Source organism: Patiriisocius sp. 208BN25-11, assembly GCF_058147145.1.
On sequence record NZ_JBYVJY010000001.1, the window covers coordinates 310,233 to 330,939 of the forward strand.

The 20,707-nt window shown below is 34.6% G+C and carries 21 protein-coding genes; 7 read left to right on the forward strand and 14 right to left on the reverse strand.

Going from position 1 to position 20,707, the window contains the following annotated elements; genetic code table 11:
* Positions 1-53 precede the first annotated feature (53 nt).
* Positions 54-836 (reverse strand): hypothetical protein, encoded by a 783-nt coding sequence (locus ACY2RS_RS01525; RefSeq protein ID WP_490096829.1) that lies wholly within the window; start codon positions 834-836, stop codon positions 54-56.
* A gap of 2 nt (positions 837-838) precedes the next feature.
* Positions 839-1,402 carry an RNA polymerase sigma factor gene (locus ACY2RS_RS01530; RefSeq protein ID WP_490096830.1) on the reverse strand — a complete coding sequence of 188 codons (564 nt, stop codon included), beginning with the start codon at positions 1,400-1,402 and terminating at the stop codon, positions 839-841.
* Between the two features lie 161 nt (positions 1,403-1,563).
* Here ACY2RS_RS01530 and ACY2RS_RS01535 point away from each other — a divergent pair, with 161 nt between their 5' ends.
* The gene (locus ACY2RS_RS01535; RefSeq protein WP_490096831.1) at positions 1,564-1,974 is read left to right on the forward strand and encodes a hypothetical protein; all 411 of its coding nucleotides are present in this window, start codon (positions 1,564-1,566) and stop codon (positions 1,972-1,974) included.
* 79 nt (positions 1,975-2,053) lie between these two features.
* A complete protein-coding gene (locus tag ACY2RS_RS01540) occupies positions 2,054-4,825 on the forward strand; it encodes a CHAT domain-containing protein (protein WP_490096832.1) in 2,772 nt (923 codons plus the stop codon).
* A 325-nt stretch (positions 4,826-5,150) separates the two neighbouring features.
* Here the strand turns inward: ACY2RS_RS01540 and ACY2RS_RS01545 are convergent, their stop codons facing one another.
* On the reverse strand, positions 5,151-6,308 hold the full coding sequence (locus tag ACY2RS_RS01545; RefSeq protein WP_490096833.1) for a DegT/DnrJ/EryC1/StrS family aminotransferase: 1,158 nt from the start codon (positions 6,306-6,308) through the stop codon (positions 5,151-5,153).
* 207 nt (positions 6,309-6,515) lie between these two features.
* Between ACY2RS_RS01545 and ACY2RS_RS01550 the strand changes: the two genes are divergently transcribed.
* Positions 6,516-7,769 (forward strand): 3-deoxy-D-manno-octulosonic acid transferase, encoded by a 1,254-nt coding sequence (locus ACY2RS_RS01550; protein WP_490096834.1) that lies wholly within the window; start codon positions 6,516-6,518, stop codon positions 7,767-7,769.
* Here the strand turns inward: ACY2RS_RS01550 and ACY2RS_RS01555 are convergent.
* Entirely contained in the window at positions 7,766-8,419 is a 654-nt protein-coding gene (locus ACY2RS_RS01555; RefSeq protein WP_490096835.1) for a DUF2461 domain-containing protein, read from the reverse strand. The genes ACY2RS_RS01550 and ACY2RS_RS01555 overlap by 4 nt on opposite strands.
* A 10-nt stretch (positions 8,420-8,429) precedes the next feature.
* Positions 8,430-9,200 carry an XRE family transcriptional regulator gene (locus tag ACY2RS_RS01560; RefSeq protein WP_490096836.1) on the reverse strand — a complete coding sequence of 257 codons (771 nt, stop codon included), beginning with the start codon at positions 9,198-9,200 and terminating at the stop codon, positions 8,430-8,432.
* Between the two features lie 240 nt (positions 9,201-9,440).
* Between ACY2RS_RS01560 and ACY2RS_RS01565 the strand changes: the two genes are divergently transcribed.
* Positions 9,441-9,821, forward strand: coding sequence for a hypothetical protein (locus ACY2RS_RS01565; RefSeq protein WP_490096837.1), 381 nt, complete (start codon positions 9,441-9,443; stop codon positions 9,819-9,821).
* Between the two features lie 69 nt (positions 9,822-9,890).
* Here the strand turns inward: ACY2RS_RS01565 and ACY2RS_RS01570 are convergent, their stop codons facing one another.
* The 8 genes from ACY2RS_RS01570 to xrtF form a co-directional block, all read right to left on the reverse strand.
* The gene (locus ACY2RS_RS01570) at positions 9,891-10,097 is read right to left on the reverse strand and encodes a hypothetical protein (protein WP_490096838.1); all 207 of its coding nucleotides are present in this window, start codon (positions 10,095-10,097) and stop codon (positions 9,891-9,893) included.
* Positions 10,098-10,157: 60 nt separating this feature from the next.
* Positions 10,158-10,517 carry a heavy-metal-associated domain-containing protein gene (locus tag ACY2RS_RS01575; protein WP_490096839.1) on the reverse strand — a complete coding sequence of 120 codons (360 nt, stop codon included), beginning with the start codon at positions 10,515-10,517 and terminating at the stop codon, positions 10,158-10,160.
* A gap of 12 nt (positions 10,518-10,529) precedes the next feature.
* Positions 10,530-12,764, reverse strand: a complete 2,235-nt coding sequence (locus ACY2RS_RS01580) for a TonB-dependent receptor (protein ID WP_490096840.1) — start codon at positions 12,762-12,764, stop codon at positions 10,530-10,532.
* A complete protein-coding gene (locus ACY2RS_RS01585) occupies positions 12,764-13,513 on the reverse strand; it encodes a heavy-metal-associated domain-containing protein (protein ID WP_490096841.1) in 750 nt (249 codons plus the stop codon). Before ACY2RS_RS01585 ends, ACY2RS_RS01580 begins: the two co-directional genes overlap by 1 nt.
* An 87-nt stretch (positions 13,514-13,600) precedes the next feature.
* Positions 13,601-14,011 (reverse strand): HYC_CC_PP family protein, encoded by a 411-nt coding sequence (locus tag ACY2RS_RS01590; protein ID WP_490096842.1) that lies wholly within the window; start codon positions 14,009-14,011, stop codon positions 13,601-13,603.
* Positions 14,012-14,052: 41 nt separating this feature from the next.
* Positions 14,053-14,598 carry a DUF3347 domain-containing protein gene (locus ACY2RS_RS01595; protein ID WP_490096843.1) on the reverse strand — a complete coding sequence of 182 codons (546 nt, stop codon included), beginning with the start codon at positions 14,596-14,598 and terminating at the stop codon, positions 14,053-14,055.
* Positions 14,599-14,633: 35 nt separating this feature from the next.
* Positions 14,634-15,062, reverse strand: a complete 429-nt coding sequence (locus ACY2RS_RS01600) for an exosortase F system-associated membrane protein (RefSeq protein WP_490096844.1) — start codon at positions 15,060-15,062, stop codon at positions 14,634-14,636.
* A complete protein-coding gene (gene xrtF / locus ACY2RS_RS01605) occupies positions 15,062-15,598 on the reverse strand; it encodes an exosortase family protein XrtF (RefSeq protein ID WP_490096845.1) in 537 nt (178 codons plus the stop codon). Before xrtF ends, ACY2RS_RS01600 begins: the two co-directional genes overlap by 1 nt.
* A gap of 110 nt (positions 15,599-15,708) precedes the next feature.
* Between xrtF and ACY2RS_RS01610 the strand changes: the two genes are divergently transcribed.
* Entirely contained in the window at positions 15,709-16,164 is a 456-nt protein-coding gene (locus ACY2RS_RS01610) for a GAF domain-containing protein (protein WP_490096846.1), read from the forward strand.
* 241 nt (positions 16,165-16,405) lie between these two features.
* Here the strand turns inward: ACY2RS_RS01610 and ACY2RS_RS01615 are convergent, their stop codons facing one another.
* Positions 16,406-17,662: an ABC transporter permease gene (locus ACY2RS_RS01615; RefSeq protein ID WP_490096847.1), complete on the reverse strand. Its 1,257-nt coding sequence runs from the start codon at positions 17,660-17,662 to the stop codon at positions 16,406-16,408.
* Between the two features lie 310 nt (positions 17,663-17,972).
* On the opposite strand from ACY2RS_RS01615, the gene purH reads away from it, so the two are divergent.
* Both purH and ACY2RS_RS01625 read left to right on the forward strand, forming a co-directional pair.
* Positions 17,973-19,505, forward strand: coding sequence for a bifunctional phosphoribosylaminoimidazolecarboxamide formyltransferase/IMP cyclohydrolase (purH, locus tag ACY2RS_RS01620; RefSeq protein ID WP_490096848.1), 1,533 nt, complete (start codon positions 17,973-17,975; stop codon positions 19,503-19,505).
* Between the two features lie 64 nt (positions 19,506-19,569).
* Complete coding sequence (locus ACY2RS_RS01625) at positions 19,570-20,604, forward strand: rod shape-determining protein (protein WP_490096849.1); 1,035 nt, start codon at positions 19,570-19,572, stop codon at positions 20,602-20,604.
* Positions 20,605-20,707: the final 103 nt, after the last annotated feature.

A 20,707-nucleotide genomic window follows, 5' to 3' on the forward strand; every position in this document is an offset into this window, starting at 1 on the left:
CTAAAAAAGCCGAATGATTAATTTCATTCGGCTTTTTTAACAACCTATTTTTTCTATAAATCTTTTAGTAACTCTTGAGCCTTAACGTAGTTAAAATCATTAACTCCTATTTTTGTCAATGTGTTTTTGGCTTTTTCAACTTGATCAGCTTTCACGTAAGCCAATGCTTTAAACCATAAAGCTTTTGAGCTATCCAACGATTTTGAAGCAATACAAAGATCAAAGCTTTTAGTAGCATTTTCTAGATCTCCCGTATGCGTGTAGGCAATTCCTTTAAGGATATAAAAACTAGTGTTACTAATTGGATTTCCTGATTCATAATTTTCAAAAAACCGAACAGCCTCTTCATAATTATTTGCATGAAAAGCATTGACTCCTTGAGTCAACAAGCTTTTTTCTCCATCTCTCTGTATTACTGAAGGAACATCTTGATGATTATAATAAGCCGCATATACATCAGCAGTAGATGTATTTAAGAAAAAATTCACTGCAAAGAATAGTATCAACACTGCAGCTGCAGCATACATCCAAGGTCTCATTAATGTTGCGCCAGAGTACTCTTCTTGGTACTTTGAGCCAACGTCTTTTATGGTTTCTTTTATTTTTTTTGCTTCCTCACTGTCAAGTGTTTCTTTTAAGTGTTGCGTGTATGCATTGTCTGGAACCTCTTCTTGTTGATAAGGATTCTCAAAATGATGATGTATTTTTTTTGAAAGCAAGAGTTCTTTTTCAAGTTCTGGGTCTTGGTTGACTAATTTTTCAAAAGAAATGCGCTCTTCTGGAGTCATGTTCCCATCTAGGTAGGATACAATTAATAGTAGTTTTGATTCATCCATGTTTACAAAAGATTTTTATACCTAGGGTCTTTTTTCACTAACTCTTTTAATCGTGTTTTGCATTTAAACACTCTTTGAAATGCTGCGTTTTCGTTTGCATAAGAGAATTTTTCTACAATCACACTATAGGGGACTTTGCCAAAATAATCCTTTAATAAGAGTTTGCATTTTTCATTGAGTTTAGAGAATGTTTCTTCAAACAGGTCCCATCGCTCTTGAAATAAAATAGACGCTACATCGGTATCGTCGTTTTCTTTTAGTTCAAAGACTCCATCATTTCTTACCTCCTTTTTGGACTTATTTAACTTTTTGTACCATAGATTCTTGCACACCGTAAATAAATAAGCATCAAATGAGGTTTTAATCGAAAAAGGATTAGTCTTTGCTCTTACGATAAGTTGATACAAAGCATCTTGAAAAATTTCATTAGCGTCATCTCTACCTCCCTTATTCTTTAAAATGAATGAAGTTACTTTTGGCAAGACCTCCTCATAAAGATTTTTGATTGTATTACGATTGCCTTGAACTAATAAATCTAATACTTGAGTTGGGGAATGATTTTGCATATTCTTTGAGAGATAATTAAAAGTACTAAAAGAAAAAGAACAATAAAAACCCTGACCTCAATTAATATTGAAAAAAAAGAAATATATTAGGGGTAAGAAAAGAAAAAAAGTCGAACATACGGGTGATTAGTTTATTTTTTAACCCTTAAAACATTTTAAATTTGAAAAAAAGATTTTTTTTTATTAGCATGATAGCCTTAGTATTGCTAGGCTTCAAACCTGTTCCCAAAACAGCTGACTTACAATCAAGTAGCATTTCAATGATTACGATTCTAAAAAAATCAGACACTTGTGTTTCTATTGAAAAAGTTGTTGAAAACAACATTTCTAATACGTTCCAAATTCGAATAACTTGGATTGGTAATGCTGCATATGGTGTTCCAGGGTATCAAGCAGTTCGAGATCAACGTAGAACATTTTATGCTACTCTAGGCAAGCATCCACTTGAAGCATATTTAAATAATAATAATGTTATTTGGACTTTCACTACTGGACAGCAAAGGATAAATGACCTTAGGGCAACTATCGAGCAAGATCCTGACATTTGTGAGGATTCTGACTGTGAAGACTAGTAAAAGGCATTCCTTGACAACAGGCGCATTAATTACTAATGCGCTTTTCTTTTAAAAATATCCTTAAAATTATAATTTTATGAAAACTAAATTTTTAGGATTTATTCTCTATGTAGCAATCACAACTCAATGTGTTTTTGCACAAGATGACTATAAAGTTATATTAAAAGACACAATTTCTTTTGAAGAAAAAACGCAAAAAATAGACAGCTTACTTGCAAAAAAGTTATTAACCAAAGACCTTGAAGACTATGCCAGCCTTTCTAAGAGTTATTCAACTTGGTTGTATAGAAACAAAGCCTATGTGAAAGCTATTGAGGCTATCTCTACCTCTATTTTTTATCATAGAGATGATTCTATTGAACTCCAGAAAAAAAAATCACTTGCTGGACTCTACTATTTCAACAACAAAGAATACCTAAAAAGCAACCTGCAATACGAGGATGTTATAGCTATAGAAAACACGAATAAAAGAGCAGGTAGAGCCTATTCTGCTATTGGAAGGAATTATCATTACACGGGTGATTATAACCTAGCCATAAAATATTATGAAGCTGGAGGACAGTTACTATTACAACTAAAAGACTTTAGAAATTTATTACGAAATTATATCAATGTCTCTAACACTTACTTAAAGCTAGGAACCAAAACATCTTTCCAAAAATTACAGACAACATTAGATCGTGCAGACTCTATTGCAGCACTTCTAAAAGATGAACCATCTAAAAACAATCTTTTATCATTAAGGGCACAATACTACACCCACTACAAAATAAAAGATAGCTCACAGCAAAAAGGAATAAAACTTCTTACAAAAATTCTAGACAAAGCGCTCGCAAGCAACGATTCTATATTACTTTCGGTATCTTACAATGATCTTGGAATCTTACTAAACAAAGCTAACATCGAAGAAAGCACACGTTCTTTTTTTAAAGCAAGTAAGTATTGTCCGGAACTTAGTCCAAACTTAAACATAAATAACTTTGGAAATATTGCGATTAACAAAGCAAAACAAAAACAATTTGATAGTGCTGTACTTTACTTAAATAAGGCTATTTCATTATTAGTAGAAAAAAAGAATACGCTAAAAGATATTTCTTATGAGGATATTATAGCCACCAATAGCATCAACGAACAATCGTGGATTATTTTTCAAAATGCAGCCGAAATGTATCTTCTAAAACATGAAACAAGCAAAAATATAAAAGATCTAGAAAAAGCGCTTCAGTTTTTTAAAACAACCGACAAGCTTTTTGATTATTTTACTTTTAATACTACCGAAATCTATTCAAAATTAGCATGGAGAAAACGCGCATCTAAAATGTATTCTAGAGCATTAAAAGCCTGCTATCTTTCTCAAGACATGGAATTAGCAAACTTTTTCATGGAAAAAAACAAAGCTATATTACTAGCTAATGAACTTGAGAAAAAGCAAAGAAAACAATCACTAAGTATCCCAGAAAATATTTACGACAAAGAACTTTTATTAAAAAAGAACATAAGTACATTAGAAAAGGAGACTACTTTAAAAGGTATTTCCCATTCGCAAAAAATATTATTGGCAAAAAAAAATCTTCAAACATTTGTGGATAGTGTACAATCGGTTTTCCCTAGTTACCTTCCTAAAGAGCTTGGTACTATTACTTCCCTAGGCGAAACTCAAAAAACACTTAGAGAAAATGAAATAATTATCCAATTTCATATTTCGGAAGATGATGGCTATGGCATTTACCCAAATACAGACAATGGATATATTCTTATTACAACTCCGTCAAAAATCATATTTGAAGAAATAAAAAATCTAAAAAATTTAAGACAGCATACTGAGGCATTCCTTATGCTATTAAAGCAGCCATTTCGCACAGAAGAAGATATCAATAACTATTCAAAATACAGCCTAGCAATGTTTCATCAACTTTTTATTTCCGAAGAAATAAAAAAGCTATTGATTTCTAAAAAAGTAACAATTATTCCCGACAACTACATCTCATCGATCCCTTTTGAAGCACTTACAACTGATAAAAATCCTAGTAGCTACCTTATCAAACAAACAGAAATAAGATACGCTTACAGTAACTCGTTTCAAACAAACAAAAAAAACACAACAAATAACTCAAGAAAAAAGAGCATGCTAGGAATGGCTCCAGTAACATTTGATGCTTTAAACTTAGCAACATTACATTACAGCACTGCTGAAATTGAAAAAGTAAAAAACTATTTTCCAGGAGATTTCTATCAAGAAGAAAAAGCAACAAAACAACGATTTTTAGAGGCATCAAATGCCTATGACTTAATGCATCTTGTTACCCATGCAGATGCCGAAGAAGGAAGCTCTCCTTGGATTGCTTTTAGTGATGAAAAGGTAACCCTAGACGATTTGTATCTTACATCCAATAAAGCCAGTCTTGTTTTTTTGAGTGGTTGTAACACAACCCTTGGAAAACAAGCAACAGGAGAGGGTGTAATGAGTCTCGCAAGAGGATTTTTCTACGCTGGGTCACAAAGTGTAGTTGCTACACTTTGGAGTATTGATGATAAATCTACAGCAGAAATTGCTGGTTATTTTTACAAAAACCTCGACAAAGGACATACAAAATCAAAAGCGCTACATGAAGCTAAGCTTTCTTATTTAGAAAACCATTCACTAGTAGAAGCCTCTCCTCATTTTTGGGCGTCATATATCTTACTTGGTAAAAATAATTCCATAGATATCAATCGCTCACATTTTATACTCTACTCAATTTTAGCTTTCGTTCTTTTTACAATAGTTTTTTTAAGTTTTAAATATAAACATACCAATAAAAACAAATATTTAGGAGTTCTAAATAGTATTAAAACATATTTTTTTTAAAGGGGTAAGAAAAGATCTTTTTCCAAACGTATTAATAGGGGTACAATGTGTACATGTTTTTGCGCAAAATAAAGATCATGAAGTGATACCTGAAAATCACAACTCTTAAAAATTATTCAAATTATAAAAAAAAATAAAAAATTGCTTGCTAAAAAAATCTGCATGTAACAAAAAAACTATTTTTACACCGTTGGCAAAACATGAACTAATCAAGCTCAGTACGGGGAACACTGTGTTTTAAGGGTTGTCAACGGTTCTTTTGTTCCCACATAACAAAAGAGACCATGTTATCATGGTCTCTTTCATTTTAATTTAGAATAATCCTTTACTTAGTGACAAAATCAATCAGAGTTTTTGTGATAAATGCAATTTGCTCGTCATCTAATTCTGTATGCATGGGCAATGAGATAACTTCTTTTACCAATCTATTGGTGACCGTAAAATCGGCTTCATTATATCGTGTATCTGCATATGCCTTTTGTAAGTGTAATGGAATTGGGTAATACACACCACAAGGAATATCATTAGCATTTAAATGTTGCACCAATGCATCTCTATTGGTGTTTTTAATCTGGAGTGTGTATTGATGAAATACATGGCAATCGCAGGTATCACAAATAGAATTACCACTATCGCAAAAACCAGTTGGAGTGATAATATTTTCAATGCCAGCAAAGGCTTTCGTGTATTTTCTAGCCGCATTTCTACGCGCTGTATTATAGTTGTTTAAATTGGGCAGTTTTGCTCTTAATACGGCAGCTTGTATAGAATCTAATCTAGAATTCACTCCTACTACATCATGATGGTATCGTTTGTACATTCCATGATTTACTATGCCTCTAATAATGTGCGCCAAGTCATCGTCGTTGGTGAAAATAGCGCCCCCGTCTCCATAGCAGCCAAGGTTTTTTGAAGGGAAAAAAGAGGTAGAACCCACATGACCAATACCACCCGTCATTTTTTTACTTCCATCTTTTGAGGTATAGGTTGCCCCAATACCTTGAGCATTGTCTTCTATCACATACAAATTATGCTTATGTGCCAAATCCATAACTTCATCCATATTCGCTGCCAAACCAAATAAGTGTACAGGGATAATCGCTTTTGTTTTTGGTGTAATTGCTTTTTCTATAGCAGCGATATCAATATTAAAACTAATGGGGTCTACATCGACCAAAACAGGAGTTAATTGCAACAAAGCAATTACTTCTACGGTAGCAGCGAAGGTGAAATCTGCAGTAATAATTTCATCCCCAGGTTTTAAGCCTAAACCCATCATAGCAATTTGCAAAGCATCTGTACCATTGGCGCAGGGTATTACATTTCTAACCCCTAAATAATCTTCCAATTCTTTCTGAAAAGCGTGCACTTCTGGTCCATTTACAAAAGCAGTGGTATCTATCACTTCTTGTATTGACGAATTTACCCTATCTTTTATTGCTGCATATTGACCTCTAAGATCAACCATTTGTATTTTTCTCATAAGATGCCCAAGCTAGTTGCTTGTAATTAAATTAATATAGACCTGAATATTGAAAGAAATCCATACTTCTTTTTTATTCAGAATTGTAAAAATACGAAAATGCCTTTAGTAAAATTCAATGATTTGTTACTATTGAAAAAATTGAAATCAGTTTTATTCTACACAGCAGTTATTTTCTAAATGTTCAATTTTGTACTTTAGCCCCTCATGAAGTTTTTCTATAACATAGGCATGCATATCGCAATTGGAGTATTGGCTTTTGCGCAATATTTCAATAAAAAACTCAAGTTATTTGTTAGTGGAAGAAAAGAAACATTTCAAATTTTATCAAAAAACATAACTCCTACCGATAAGACCATCTGGTTTCATTGTGCTTCATTAGGAGAATTTGAGCAAGGTGTTCCTATTATAGAGGCCGTTAAAACTAAATACCCTTCTCATAAAATTGTAGTCAGTTTTTTTTCTCCATCTGGGTATGAACATAAGAAAAATACTCCTCTTGCAGATGTGGTTGTCTATTTACCAATGGATACAAAAAAGAATGCTAGAACCTTTGTTGAAGCAGTACATCCATCCCTCGTATTTTTTGTCAAATACGAGTTTTGGCCTAACTACTTACATGCATTAAAAGCTAGGAATATTAAAACAATCCTTATTTCGGGAGTGTTTCGAAAGGATCAGATCTTTTTTAAATTCTACGGAAATTTTATGAAATCGTCATTAGTTGCGTTTCAACACTTTTTTTTACAAAACCAAGCTTCAAAAGAGCTATTAGAAGCGCTTAACTACACCAATGCTACGGTAAGTGGTGACACAAGATTTGATAGGGTCTCTCATCAAATTGAAATGGACAACACCTTAGACTTTATAGAAACATTTAAAGGAAATAACCTCTGCATTGTCGCCGGAAGTACATGGCCTGAAGACGAAGCCGTTTTACTAGACTATATAAACAGCGCTCCTAATCATGTAAAATTTATCATTGCACCGCACACACTTCAGGTAGCTAAAATTTCAGCATTTAAAGCGGACTTAAAAAAAGATACAGTGCGCTACTCAGAAACTATTGCAAAAGCAAATTACGGTACAATTGCAGACGCTCAAGTGTTTATTATTGATACTATAGGGTTGCTAACCAAAATATATAACTATGCCGATATTGCTTTTGTGGGTGGCGCTATGGGCACGACTGGTTTACACAACATCTTAGAACCTGCCACTTTTGGAGTTCCTATTATCATTGGGAAAAACTATGACACCTTTCCGGAAGCAAAAAAATTGCGTTCATTAGCAGGATTGTATTCTGTAGATAGTGCTCAAGAATGTACAGAAATACTTACCAAATTGGTATCCGATTCAAATTTCAGAAGTAAAACTGGAATGATTTGCGGGCATTTTGTAAATAGCAATACGGGAGCAACAAAGATTGTGATGGAGTATCTTTCTAATCCTAAAAACTAGACAGAGGCTGCTTCATTGAGATACCTTCTAAAAGGCAATAATTCTTTATAGACATGCACTACAGTGGCATCAAAATCTGGAGACAGCACTTCATCTTTTGTAAAGGTTCTGCCGGCTGCAAAAGATTTTCTGCGTAGCAAATCTATATGTACATGGTCTTGTGAATATCCTTTAGGAGCTGTTTTTAAAGAAACATCTTCTATTAATCCGCCTAAGGTTTTCTTAAATGATGGTTTGTCAAGAATGGCTTTAAGTTCCTCCCCATTATAGTCTATGGCCTCTCGGATACTTTTTAACACTTTTGATGAGGGATGCCAGTAGCCACCTCCAATAAAATTCTCGGAAACCCCTATTTGAATATAAAAATCTCCTTGCTTACTTACTTGATCTAAACCCGCACCAAAATGATCTTTATAGACCGGTTTATTAGGATGAAACATCAAATTATTATTAATTCGATTGATGGCTTTTTTGCCTGGGGTATCAAAATAATCGGGATCAATAGCAGCTAATGTATCATTCATTGCATCTAACCATGCAATATAAAAATCACGCACCACATAGTATTCTTTGCGGTTTGCGTCCATCCAATCTTTAGAATTATTTTTTTGAAGTTTTGAAAGAAACTGGTAGAGATGTTTAAAACTCATAGAAAGCTAACTAGGTATTTAAGCTGTTTATCTGCCCTTTAAGTTCTTCCATAGATTGCTGTAATTCTCGTAACAAAGAACTCTCACTGGGTTCATCAATACCAAAAGTCAGTTTACTGTTTACCAACCACAATTCTTGAATGTTTTTTACTTCCACATCAATTGGAATGTATTCGGGATTTAAAGAAATAAGACGCACGCGCTCTGGCGCACTTGGTACTTTTTGTAATTTTTTCACCAACACAGAATCGTGTAATACTACGATATAGATTTTGCTATCACTGGCTTCGGAAATACTTGGCACTGCTTTACCAAGCACCCATTCATTGGGTCTAATATTAGGAAGCATACTATCACCTTCTACTTGAAAACCACGATAGGTTGCGTTTCTATATTGTGGCAAAGGAATGTTAAAAGCTGGTAATGTTTCATACCAATCTACATCCTGAATGTTATGCGGATAGCCAGCAGCAGCCTTTTGATTGACCAATGCAATGGTATCGTTGTCTTCTACATCTAATGTGATCACTTTTGGACTCACATCACCCCCATTAATATTTACCACCTTGTTGTAGCTTTCACCAAACAACCACAAAGGGTTGATATTAAACTGGCGCAACAATTCCATTACTACTTTTCCGGAAAGTTTCGTTTTACCTCGCTCTATATCTGCGGTAGTGGCACCAATACCTAAAATTTCAGCAAAAGATTGCTGTGTATGATGTTGCTCTTCACGTACTTTCTTAAAACGACGTGCTTCGATAGACAATTTTGTATCCATACTCAAATATACACTATTTTGGAATATATCCAACATTTTACTCGGAACATTTCCGATTCGAAGGAAACATTCCACAAATACATAATGTTTCCGAAGAAAGTAATCATGAAAGAAGTGACAGTATACATCAAAAAGTGCTATCAAACACTAGTATTTAGCATTTCATCGAAAATAAAAGTATCCATAAACTTAAAATGTTAAAATTTTAACTACTTTTATCGTTTAATAAAAACCATTATCATGAAAAAAATACTTACAACCTTAGCTGCTTTAGCATTAATCGTTTCTGTTTCATCTTGTAGAGAGACTGCAGATAAAACAAAAGAAGCAATGGAGAATGCTGCAGATAGCGCTACTGAAGCTGTAGACAAAGCTGGAGACGCTGTAAACAATGCAACAGATGCTGCAGGTGATGCATTAGGAAATGCAAAAGACGCTGCTGGAAATGCAGTAGATCAAGCAACTGATGCTGCTGGAAAAGCAGTAGAAGACGTTAAAGATGCCGCAAACGACGCTGCAGATAAAGCTGGTGACGCTGTAAAAGATGCAACAGACAAAGCTGGTGATGCTGTAAAAAACACAACAGATAAAGTAAAGAAAGATTTAACAGGAAATAAATAATCCTATAATCTCTTAGCTACTTTACATATGTAAAGACAAGGGGGCTGTATTTTTTTACAGTCCCTTTTTTTATTTTTTTGGCCCAAATAATTTAAACAAAGACACACTTACTAGCGTAAGCACCAAAGGCCATATTACAAAAAGATCTACACGAATAACGGCACCGCCGCCTTCGGGTTGGTACGACATCCATTGTTGTACATAGTATTCCCAAATAACTGCGGCTATTAAAACAACTACAGTTATGATGTATAATAATGTTTTTGGTTTTAACATGTTGTAAAAATACAAAACCACGCGTTAAAGGCGTGGTTTTTATTATTTATCTAACACAAATTAGTTATCATTTTTATGCTCTTTTTGTACATCTTCATCTCGATATTTACAACAAGCATGTACACTATTATACGCTTCTTCTGAAGCTTTTACTTGCTCTGTATCATGTCCAACATTAGCCACAGCAGCATTAATTTTTGCAAGGGTGGTTTTGCGCTCATCGTAAATTACACTCAGCTCTTTGGTCTCTAAATTCCAAACAGCAGACTTTACGCCTTTTGTTTTTATAGATGCTTTCTCGATACGTTCTTTACACATCATACATACACCATCTACAGGTATGACAGCCTTTGCATTTTTATTTTGTCCATACACTGTTGCTCCTATAAGAAGCGCTAATACTAGTACTATATTTTTCATGTTTCTGAAATTTTAGTTGATTTTATAACGTAGTCCTGCATAATAATTACTACCAAATATCGGACCGTATACAAAGGTAGTATCAAAATTTGAACCAAAAGGATTTTCTGCATCCAAAATTGGATTGTCTTGTCTGGCATCTGTTATGTTTTCGCCGCCAATATAGATTTCAAATTTTGAACTAAACACTTTTGTTATTTGCGCATTTAAAGTACCTAAAGATGGACTATTTTCTGGCAATCGAAATGTAGCATCATTGTTTTGTGTGTTCGGAAAGCGTTGTGAACTTAACCAATTAAACGTTACATCAAATTTCCATAAGGCTTCATTTACAGTAAGCGTTTCATAAGAAGCATTTGCAAAAAATCGATGTTCGGGTGTTAATGGTTTGCGCTCTCTACCAAAAGCATACTCTGTCTGAACATCATAATACTTATAGGTTGTACGTATATCAAAACGCTCTAATAGATTGTAGCTAAAATCTATTTGCAAACTATTGGCTGTGGTTGCGTTCTCTGCATTATAAAAGCGAATTTGATTTGGGTCTTCCCAATCTACTACCACTTGGTTTTGAAAATCTGTTCTGTAAAAATCAACACTCACTTCTCCTTTACGATCCAATACGTTAAATCCTTGTAGGTAAGAAACTCCATAATTCCAAGCAATCTCTGGTGCTAAGCCATAAATGGGTCCGCCGTTATCTGAAATAGAAATAGCCCTGGACGTTGCAAAAAGCGACTGATTTTCGGTAAAGATGGTGGCGCTTCTTTTTCCTCTTCCAAAAGAAGCACGCAAAGCTGCTTTTTCCCATGGGGTGTAGCGCGCATGAAATCTTGGTGTTACAAAAGTCCCTAATAAATTATGGGTATCTGCTCTAAGACCCGCAGTCATGGTAAAGTTCTCTAAATCATCAAACGAATATTCAAAAAAGGCACCAATACTTTGCTCTGTTCTTTCATAATTTGTGGTCTCCACAAGTTCTGTATAATCATCATAAGCAGCTGTAATTCCGGTTTTAAATTTATGCCTAGAATCGCTTATAATTGAATTAAATATTCCTGTTACATAGCCACTATCATGCAAGATGTTATAGTCTCTTAATCCAAAATAAGAATCTTGTTCATGTCTATTGACAGCTACCTGAACCCCAATAGATTGATAGGGCATTTCTGGATACACATATCCTACTTTTGCAGTAATTCCGTATCGTTGTGTTTCAATTTCTCCTCCCCAAACTTGTGTAGTACCGCGATCACGTTCTGGCACAAATCCCGTTTGTCCAATTTGTTTATCGTCTTTTAAATAATTAAGGTTAAAGAAACTAACAAGCCCTGTTTTTGGATTTGCATATTGCCAACGGTTCATTACATTAATTTGGTTGGCAAGTGGATTGTCTAAAAATCCATCATTATTTCTATCATTTTTTCTGTTTCTATTATTTTCATGCACATATAATCCAGTACTCCACATATCTGTTACTTTGGTATTGAGATGCACATTGAGTTCTTGTCTACCACCCAAAGCTCTAAAGGCATTCACAAAAATTCTATCGTCTGTACTAGGTTTTACCAATTCTGTATTAATTTGACCTGCAATACTCTCGAAGCTATTAACTACGCTTCCCGCGCCTTTAGTTATTTGAATACTTTCTACCCAAGTACCAGGAATAAAGCTGAGTCCGTAGGCCTGAGAAGCACCTCGTACCGAAGGAATATTCTCGGTGGTAATAACCGTATATGGATTGGTTAAACCCAGCATACGAATTTGTCTTGTTCCTGTAATTGCATCTGGAAAATTTACATCGATAGATGGATTGGTTTCAAAGCTTTCTGAAAGATTACAACAAGCAGCTTTTAACAACTCTGCACTACTTATATTGATTACATTTTCGGCCTGTAAATACGATTTTGAAGTGGCTTTAATCCTAGATCTTAAAACAACCTCATCTAATGTTCCCTTGGATCGCAATACATGTTTAATGGGTGTATTAGGATTTGTAACCGTTATGGTATCTGTGGTATATCCCACATAGCTAATCACCAATTTTGAATATTGGGAAGCATATTTGATATTAAAATTTCCGTCGAGATCAGTGACAGCACCAATCTCAGAATCTAACCAAAACACATTGGCAAAAGGTAATGGTTCCTCTGTATCGTTTTGTATCTCTACAATTGTTCCTGTTAGATTCTCTTGAGAAAACACCAACATAGGTGCCAGTAGTATAGTATATAATAGCTGTTTCATTACACATATAATTTTAAAAGCATGAGTACTGCCATGAAGATCATGATACTATTTTCAATAAAAGTAGCTTCTGTCATGGGTAATTTTAAAACAGTACCCAAACAAGCACATTGAATGTCCTTTTTTTGAAGTAAGACTTTTGTTACTCCAAGGGTTGTAACACTAAGAATTATAAAGGTTACAAGCAAAGCTATTGGCAATTGAAATTGCGATAACAACAAAAATCCTAATACTAATTCTATATATGGATATATCTTTCCATACACGGGCACTTTTTTAGCAATTGGATCATACATTGCAAAAGAACTTGCAAAGCCTTTGAGGTCGAAAAACTTAAATAGACTAAATACAAAAAAGAACAATCCCATAAAATCGAGCATAGCTTCTGTGAAGCTAAAATCTTTAAAGTTGAGTGCAAGCGTTGCTAAAACCAAACAGAGAAAAATTAAAAACAATGGTTTTAATTGTTCCCATTTTGAAACGTTGTTGTCAATCACATCTTCTAGACTATTAAAGCTATTTTCTTTGGGTGTTTCTGAAATATTAGTGGGTTCAAAAAGTGTAAATTTTGAAGGAAGCGCTTCCTTAATTATTTGAATTGGAATGTGCTTTGTCATGGTTACCGTAGCGATCTCTTTTTCGAGAACTACAACAACATCTTGCACCCCTTCAATAGATTGAAAGGCCTTTTTTACAGATGCTTTACAACCATTGCAAGTCATTCCTTGAATATGATAGGTATGTGTCATTTTTATTTATTTGATAGTATTAAATTGGCATGCAAACAAAATAGTACATGCGAAAAACTGTGCTAAGTAATCCTAGCAAGGGCTATATCAAATTAAAAATGTTTCAAAAAGAAGGGGGATGTCTTTTATAAGTGGAGGTGGATGATATTTCGTGTAAACAACATCTTTTTGAAGTGTTCCAATTTCCGAAGTAACACTAAAAAGGGGAATTTTTACAATATCAAAGATGGGTGGATATTGAAATTCAAAAGCAGTATGCGTAACAGTATCGTCTACATCAACTTGCGTATATTGGTTGTTACAACAAGAATGAGATTCATTTTCATGAGATTCGTCACAACTATCTACCACTTCGGCCATACCACAAGAAAGACGTTCGTGGCCCAAAGTGATTTTTGACATCATTTCAAAATCACCACAAAAATGTTGTGCATAGGCAATTCCTGTATTACTAAGCAGTAATAGTAAGGATAAACATATGGAAATGATGTGTTTCACGTGGTAAAATTACAAAAATTAGAATAGCTATATACTAAGTTCTAGTTAATTTCCTCAGCTACTCTACCACACTTTAGCATTTTATCTCCAAAATATGGGTTTCTAATTTCTTTAGAATTGCTTAACCAGTAAGCCCCTTTATTGTTAAACGCCATAGGACAAAATTGTTTAAACACAGCTCCATCTTTTATATCTCCTGCAATCATTTCTTCCATAAAAGAAGTGAGGTCTCCAAAACTTTGGCGCTGTTTTTTAATATCGCCAGCTTCGATAATTTCCTTCGCAAGGATACCCATTTTTGGATTCGCATTTTGAATTTTTTCTATGTTATTCTTAAAGGTCATTGCTTTTTCTTTTGCATCATTTGCATTTGTATTTACCAAAGCATTTTTTAAAGCAATATAATTTTCAAAAGCAATCTTAATTTCTTTTGTTTTAAAAGAAATATCCTCAACAACTCCTTCGTCAATGACGGCTGTTTCTGTAGGGGGAGTTTTAACTTCAGGGTGTTTTGTTGAAGATTCATTTTTACAAGAAAAAAGAACAAGCGTAGTCGCCAGAAATAAAGAATATGTTAGGTGTTTCATTGTTGCATGTTTAGATTACAAAAATACAAAAAACATTACTTTTTGAGTCCTTGAAAATAAAAAGCAGGTAATAATACCAAAAGAAAAATCGGTTGAATTAAAAAACGACGCACATAAAACAATAGTCTATGTGGTGGTTCTTGAGCAGTATATAACAATACAACAAAAACAACAAGCAGTATAACCCCTAATAAGCCATACAGCATTCCAGAGAGTTTTACAATCGTATGTTTTTTAAACACCACCCAAAGCAAAGCAATAGATAGCAATGAATTCATCAAAAACCTTAGCATGGTAAATGCTACCAATTTTGGAATATGCAACTCAGGTAATGGCAGCGTTGTATGATTGGTTTTAAAAAAAGAAAGTAAGGGATCATAAAAAAGAACACCCTCATAAGTACGTATGGCCACCATCAAAAATAATAGCAAAACACCCACAAATATTTTTAAAGCTAACTGCATTAGTACTTACCTTTTAAAGAGCGTACCCAAAACATCCATAATAGAAACACCATACCATATATCATTCCTGGAAATACTACTCCGTGTAACATACTCTCATATGCTGGATACTTTTGCAAAGCAATTGCCAAAACCCCAATACGTAGAATATTAACAGCATAAATAAGTGCCGTCCCCGCCAATATATACAAAGCTGTTTTTTTAAACTTTTCTGCAAAAGCAATGACAAAAGCAACAAATAAAATCATAATACTCACACCATTACACCCTTCAATAATATTTGCAATGTGAGTATTGTCTACCAATAATTTCATTTGTGGTTTAGACTCATGCGCTATCACTTGCGCATCATAGCCAACTTGTGCTAAGACCAAACTACTTTGTTTTGCCACCAAGTTTGTTATTGGATCTGGCTTTTGTAGATTGTCTGTCATACTCAAATAAAAGAGATACCCCATACTAAGTACTATGTAAGTACATAAAAAGAGTACGACAAAGCGAATAACAGATCTATATTTTGTAAACAGTGATTGCACTAAATATTTTACTTCTACTTGAATTAATACTAGAATTTTATCAAAAATAAGGCATTCGCATTTGGCAGATATAGCTCCTTTGAAATACTTTTACCAAAAAAACGCTTCATATGATTTCTGAAACTTTAAAAAATCAAATTACTACAATTATTCAGAATACAGCAAATAGTCCAGAACAACGTATGGAAGAAATTTGCACGCTTTTAAAAGAAAATATTTCTTATTACGATTGGGTTGGCTTTTATTTTGCCAATCATGAAGCACAAACATTGCACCTAAAAGCATACGCTGGAGAAGCTACAGATCATACTGTAATTCCTTTCGGAAAAGGTATTTGCGGACAAGTAGCTGTGAGTAATGAAAATTTTGTGGTACCCGATGTTAAAGCGCAAGACAATTATATTGCATGCAGCATCACTGTTAAAGCAGAGATTGTCATCCCTTTATTTAAAGACGGGAAAAATATTGGACAAATAGATATAGATTCTAACACTCCAGATCCTTTCACTCCAGAAGACGAAACCTTTTTAACCTGGGTTAATGAGCAAATAGCTACCATGTTGTAAAATAGTCTTTGGTCGTTAGTCGTTGTTCTATTCAAAGGAGTAAAGGTTCAAAGGGGTAAAGAGTCAAAGTTTAAGAATTGAATCTTCAAATTGACACATTTTCAAATTATCAAATTAATTCATCTGCCAACTGCCACTGAGTAGTGAATACTTTTTAGTCTTGGTTCTTGGTCCTTTAAAAGTTTATAAATTCAATCCAACTTCTAAACTCATAAACCTATAAACTCATAAACTTCTAATCTTACATTCCCGTTCGTATCGCTTCTACAGGATCTAATCTAGAAGCAGAAATTGCAGGAAGTATACCAGAAATAAGTCCAATCGCTGCTGAAATGATCGTACCAATAAGCATATTTTTTGTAGATAATATAAACTCAAAATCTCCTGCCATCTGCGAGGCAATTATGGAGACAAAATACACAAATACAAGACCGATTATTCCTCCAATTACGGCAAGAATTACGGCTTCAAACAAGAATTGGAACAAGATAAATTTATTTTTTGCCCCCAACGATTTTTGAATTCCAATGAGGTTGGTGCGTTCTTTTACACTCACAAACATAATATTAGCAATACCAAAGCCACCCACCAACAGTGAGAACAAACTAATAAACAAACCAACCATGTTAAGGGTTCCTGTAATGTCATCTATAAAGTCTGCGAAGCCTTGAAGCTGATTTACAAAGAAGCTATCTACTTCATCGGTTTTTATACCACGAGCTAGACGGAGTCGCTGTTTTAACAAGGCAATAAACTCATCATTATCAATACCTTTTTCAGGTTTAATAACTATAAAAGGAATGATAAATTTGTTATTATCTCCATAGATCCTTCGAATGACATTAGACGGAATAAATACCGAGGTATCTTTTGATCCTCCAAAAAGACCACTCCCTTCTTTTTCTAGAACTCCAATTACTACAAACTTTCTTCCGTACAAGCGTACTTTTTTTCCGAGTGCATATTCGGCATCCTCAAATAAAGACGAAGCAATTTCATCCCCTAATACCACTACAGGAGTTCCGCTGTTTGATTCAGATTCATTAAAAAATCGTCCTTGGCCAAGCTGTAAGGATTCAATATCATAATACCCTTCGGTAACAGCAGCAACTTCTACATTACTTACCGACTTATCTTCATACTTTACAACTTCTCTTCCAACATTAATGGTAAAAGAGGCAGCTTTTACATTGGGAACTGCATCTTTTAATAATTTGTACTCGTCAAAGGTGACATCTGGAAATTGTTCTCGTTTCCATCTTGGCACATCGGTGGGACCAAAAGAAAAACGTCCTAAAAAAATGGTGCTGTTATCTAGTGAGCTAATACTACCCTCAATTTCACTTTTTAAAGAATCTACCGCAGCGAGTACTGCAATGATGGAAAAGATACCAATGGTAACCCCCAATAAGGATAAAAAAGTACGCAACTTATTATTAACAAGCGCGCTTATCGCAAAATTGAAACTCTCTTTTAAAACCCTAAGATAGATTAACATAGTAGCTATTTTGTGTTATTTGCAACCTTCTAAAACAGAAGACTCCCCTATAAAATTTCCGAAGTAATAAGAGGTACAAACTACAACAAAAATCTAATTTTATAAAGTTATGAAATGCCTATTAACAAATCAAAAAACATCCAAACATAGGAAACAAAGGCGCAATGACAGCTTTTGATTTTAAAACACTTGGATATTGATAAAACGTATGACGCAAACCATCGAGATTTGTTACAAATAATAGGCGTTATTGTGTATTTTTGCACCTTAAAATTTCAATCTTTTTCATTTCACCAAAAACACAACACTCATGAGTGATATCAAAAAAATTTCCTCAGCCTTAATTTCTGTATTTCATAAAGATGGTTTGGCACCTATTGTTCAAAAATTAGATGCCCTTGGCGTTACCATTTATTCTACTGGAGGAACGCAGAAATTCATCAATGATTTGGGGATTAATGTGGTTCCTGTAGAGGATGTTACAGACTACCCATCCATCTTAGGAGGTCGTGTAAAAACATTACACCCAAAAGTTTTTGGAGGCATTTTAAACAGACAAGATCACGAAGGAGATATAGGACAAATGGCCGAATACAACATCCCGCAAATAGATGTGGTGATTGTAGATTTGTACCCGTTTGAAAAAACAGTTGCCAGCGGTGCAACAGAACAGGATATTATTGAAAAGATTGACATTGGTGGTATTTCACTGATTAGAGCAGCAGCCAAAAACTTTAAAGACACCATTTGTGTTTCTTCTATGGAAGATTACAATGAGTTTTTAGAGGTGATTTCTGAAAACCACGGAGCAATCTCTATGGCAACACGCAAACGTTTTGCAGCAAAATCGTTTAATATCTCTTCGAACTACGATACTGCTATCTTCAACTATTTTAATGCAAATAACGAGATTGCGGCGCTTAAAGTTTCAGAAACAAAAGGAAACGTATTGCGTTATGGAGAAAATCCGCATCAAAAAGGATTCTTCTTTGGAGATTTTGATGCCATGTTTGACAAACTGCATGGAAAAGAACTAAGCTACAACAATTTACTTGATGTGGACGCTGCGGTAAACCTCATGAACGAATTTACTGGAGAAGCGCCCACTTTTGCCATTTTAAAACATAACAACGCTTGTGGTTTTGCACAAAGAGAGACCGTGCACCAAGCTTATGTAGATGCCTTGGCTGGAGATCCTGTTTCTGCTTTTGGAGGTATTTTAATTTGTAATACCGAGATTGATGCTGCTACGGCAGAAGAAATTCACAAGCTATTTTGTGAAGTAGTGATTGCTCCTTCTTTTGCAAGTGATGCTACGGAAATTTTAAAGGGTAAGAAAAATAGAATTTTATTGGTACAAAAGGAAATCTCACTTCCTCAAACTACAGTAAGAACATGTCTCAATGGTGCTTTGGTGCAAGACAGAGATAATATCACCGATACTGCCCAAAATTTAACACATGCAACCAACAATAAACCAAGTACGCAAGAGTTAAAAGATTTGTTGTTCGCTTCTAAAATTTGCAAGCACACAAAATCAAATACTATTGTTTTAGCAAAGAATGGTCAGTTATGCGCAAGTGGAACTGGTCAGACCTCACGAGTAGACGCATTAAGACAAGCTATTGAAAAAGCTCAAAATTTTAATTTCGATTTAAAAGGTGCGGTTATGGCAAGTGATGCATTTTTCCCATTTCCAGATTGTGTGGAGATTGCAGGTGATGCAGGAATTACTTCAGTAATACAACCTGGAGGGTCGATTAAAGACCAATTAAGTGTTGATTATTGCAATGCAAATAGTATTTCTATGGTATTTACCGGAACACGTCATTTTAAGCATTAAATTTTAGTACATTTGTGTATCAACCCACAGAAATTCATATAATTATAACACCACAATAGCACACATGGGATTTTTTGACTTCCTCACCGAAGAAATTGCCATAGATTTAGGAACGGCAAACACCCTTATTATTCATAATGACAAAGTAGTAGTAGACGCCCCATCTATAGTTGCACGTGATCGCACCACGGGTAAAATAATAGCGGTGGGTAGAGAAGCTGCCATGATGCAGGGCAAAACACACGAAAACATTAAAACAATTAGGCCCCTAAAAGATGGTGTCATTGCAGATTTTGATGCGAGTGAGAAGATGATCAACATGTTCATCAAAGACATTCCAGCGTTAAAGAAAAAATGGATTACGCCTTCGTTACGAATGGTGATATGTATCCCTAGTGGAATTACCGAAGTGGAAATGCGTGCGGTTAAAGAAAGTGCAGAACGTGTAAACGGAAAAGAAGTATATCTTATTCACGAACCTATGGCTGCAGCTATTGGTATTGGTGTAGACATCATGCAACCTAAAGGAAACATGGTGGTTGATATTGGAGGTGGTACCACAGAGATTGCTGTAATAGCATTGGGTGGTATTGTGTGCGATAAATCTGTAAAAGTAGCGGGAGACGTATTTACCAACGATATTGTGTACTACATGCGAACGCAACACAACTTGTATGTAGGTGATAGAACCGCAGAAAAAATTAAAATACAAATTGGTGCTGCCACAGAAGACCTAGAACTTCCACCAGAAGAAATGGCCATCCAAGGACGTGACTTACTTACTGGAAAACCAAAACAAGTACAAGCTAGTTTTAGAGAAATTGCAAAAGCACTAGACAAGTCTATTTTACGTATCGAAGATGCCGTTATGGAAACACTATCGCAAACACCTCCAGAATTGGCAGCAGATATATACAATACAGGAATTTACTTAGCAGGTGGTGGATCTATGTTACGCGGACTAGACAAACGTTTGTCTCAAAAAACAGATTTACCCGTTTATATTGCCGAGGATCCATTGCGTGCCGTAGTACGTGGAACTGGAATTACACTTAAAAACTTGACAAAGTACAAGAGTGTATTGATTGGTAAAAGTTAGACATCAAACATCTCATTATCCCCAAAAGGTTGCTACCTAATTTTGGTGCATAGTGACAACCTATAGTTAAATTAAAAAAGCACTGTCGCTTGACAGGATAGAT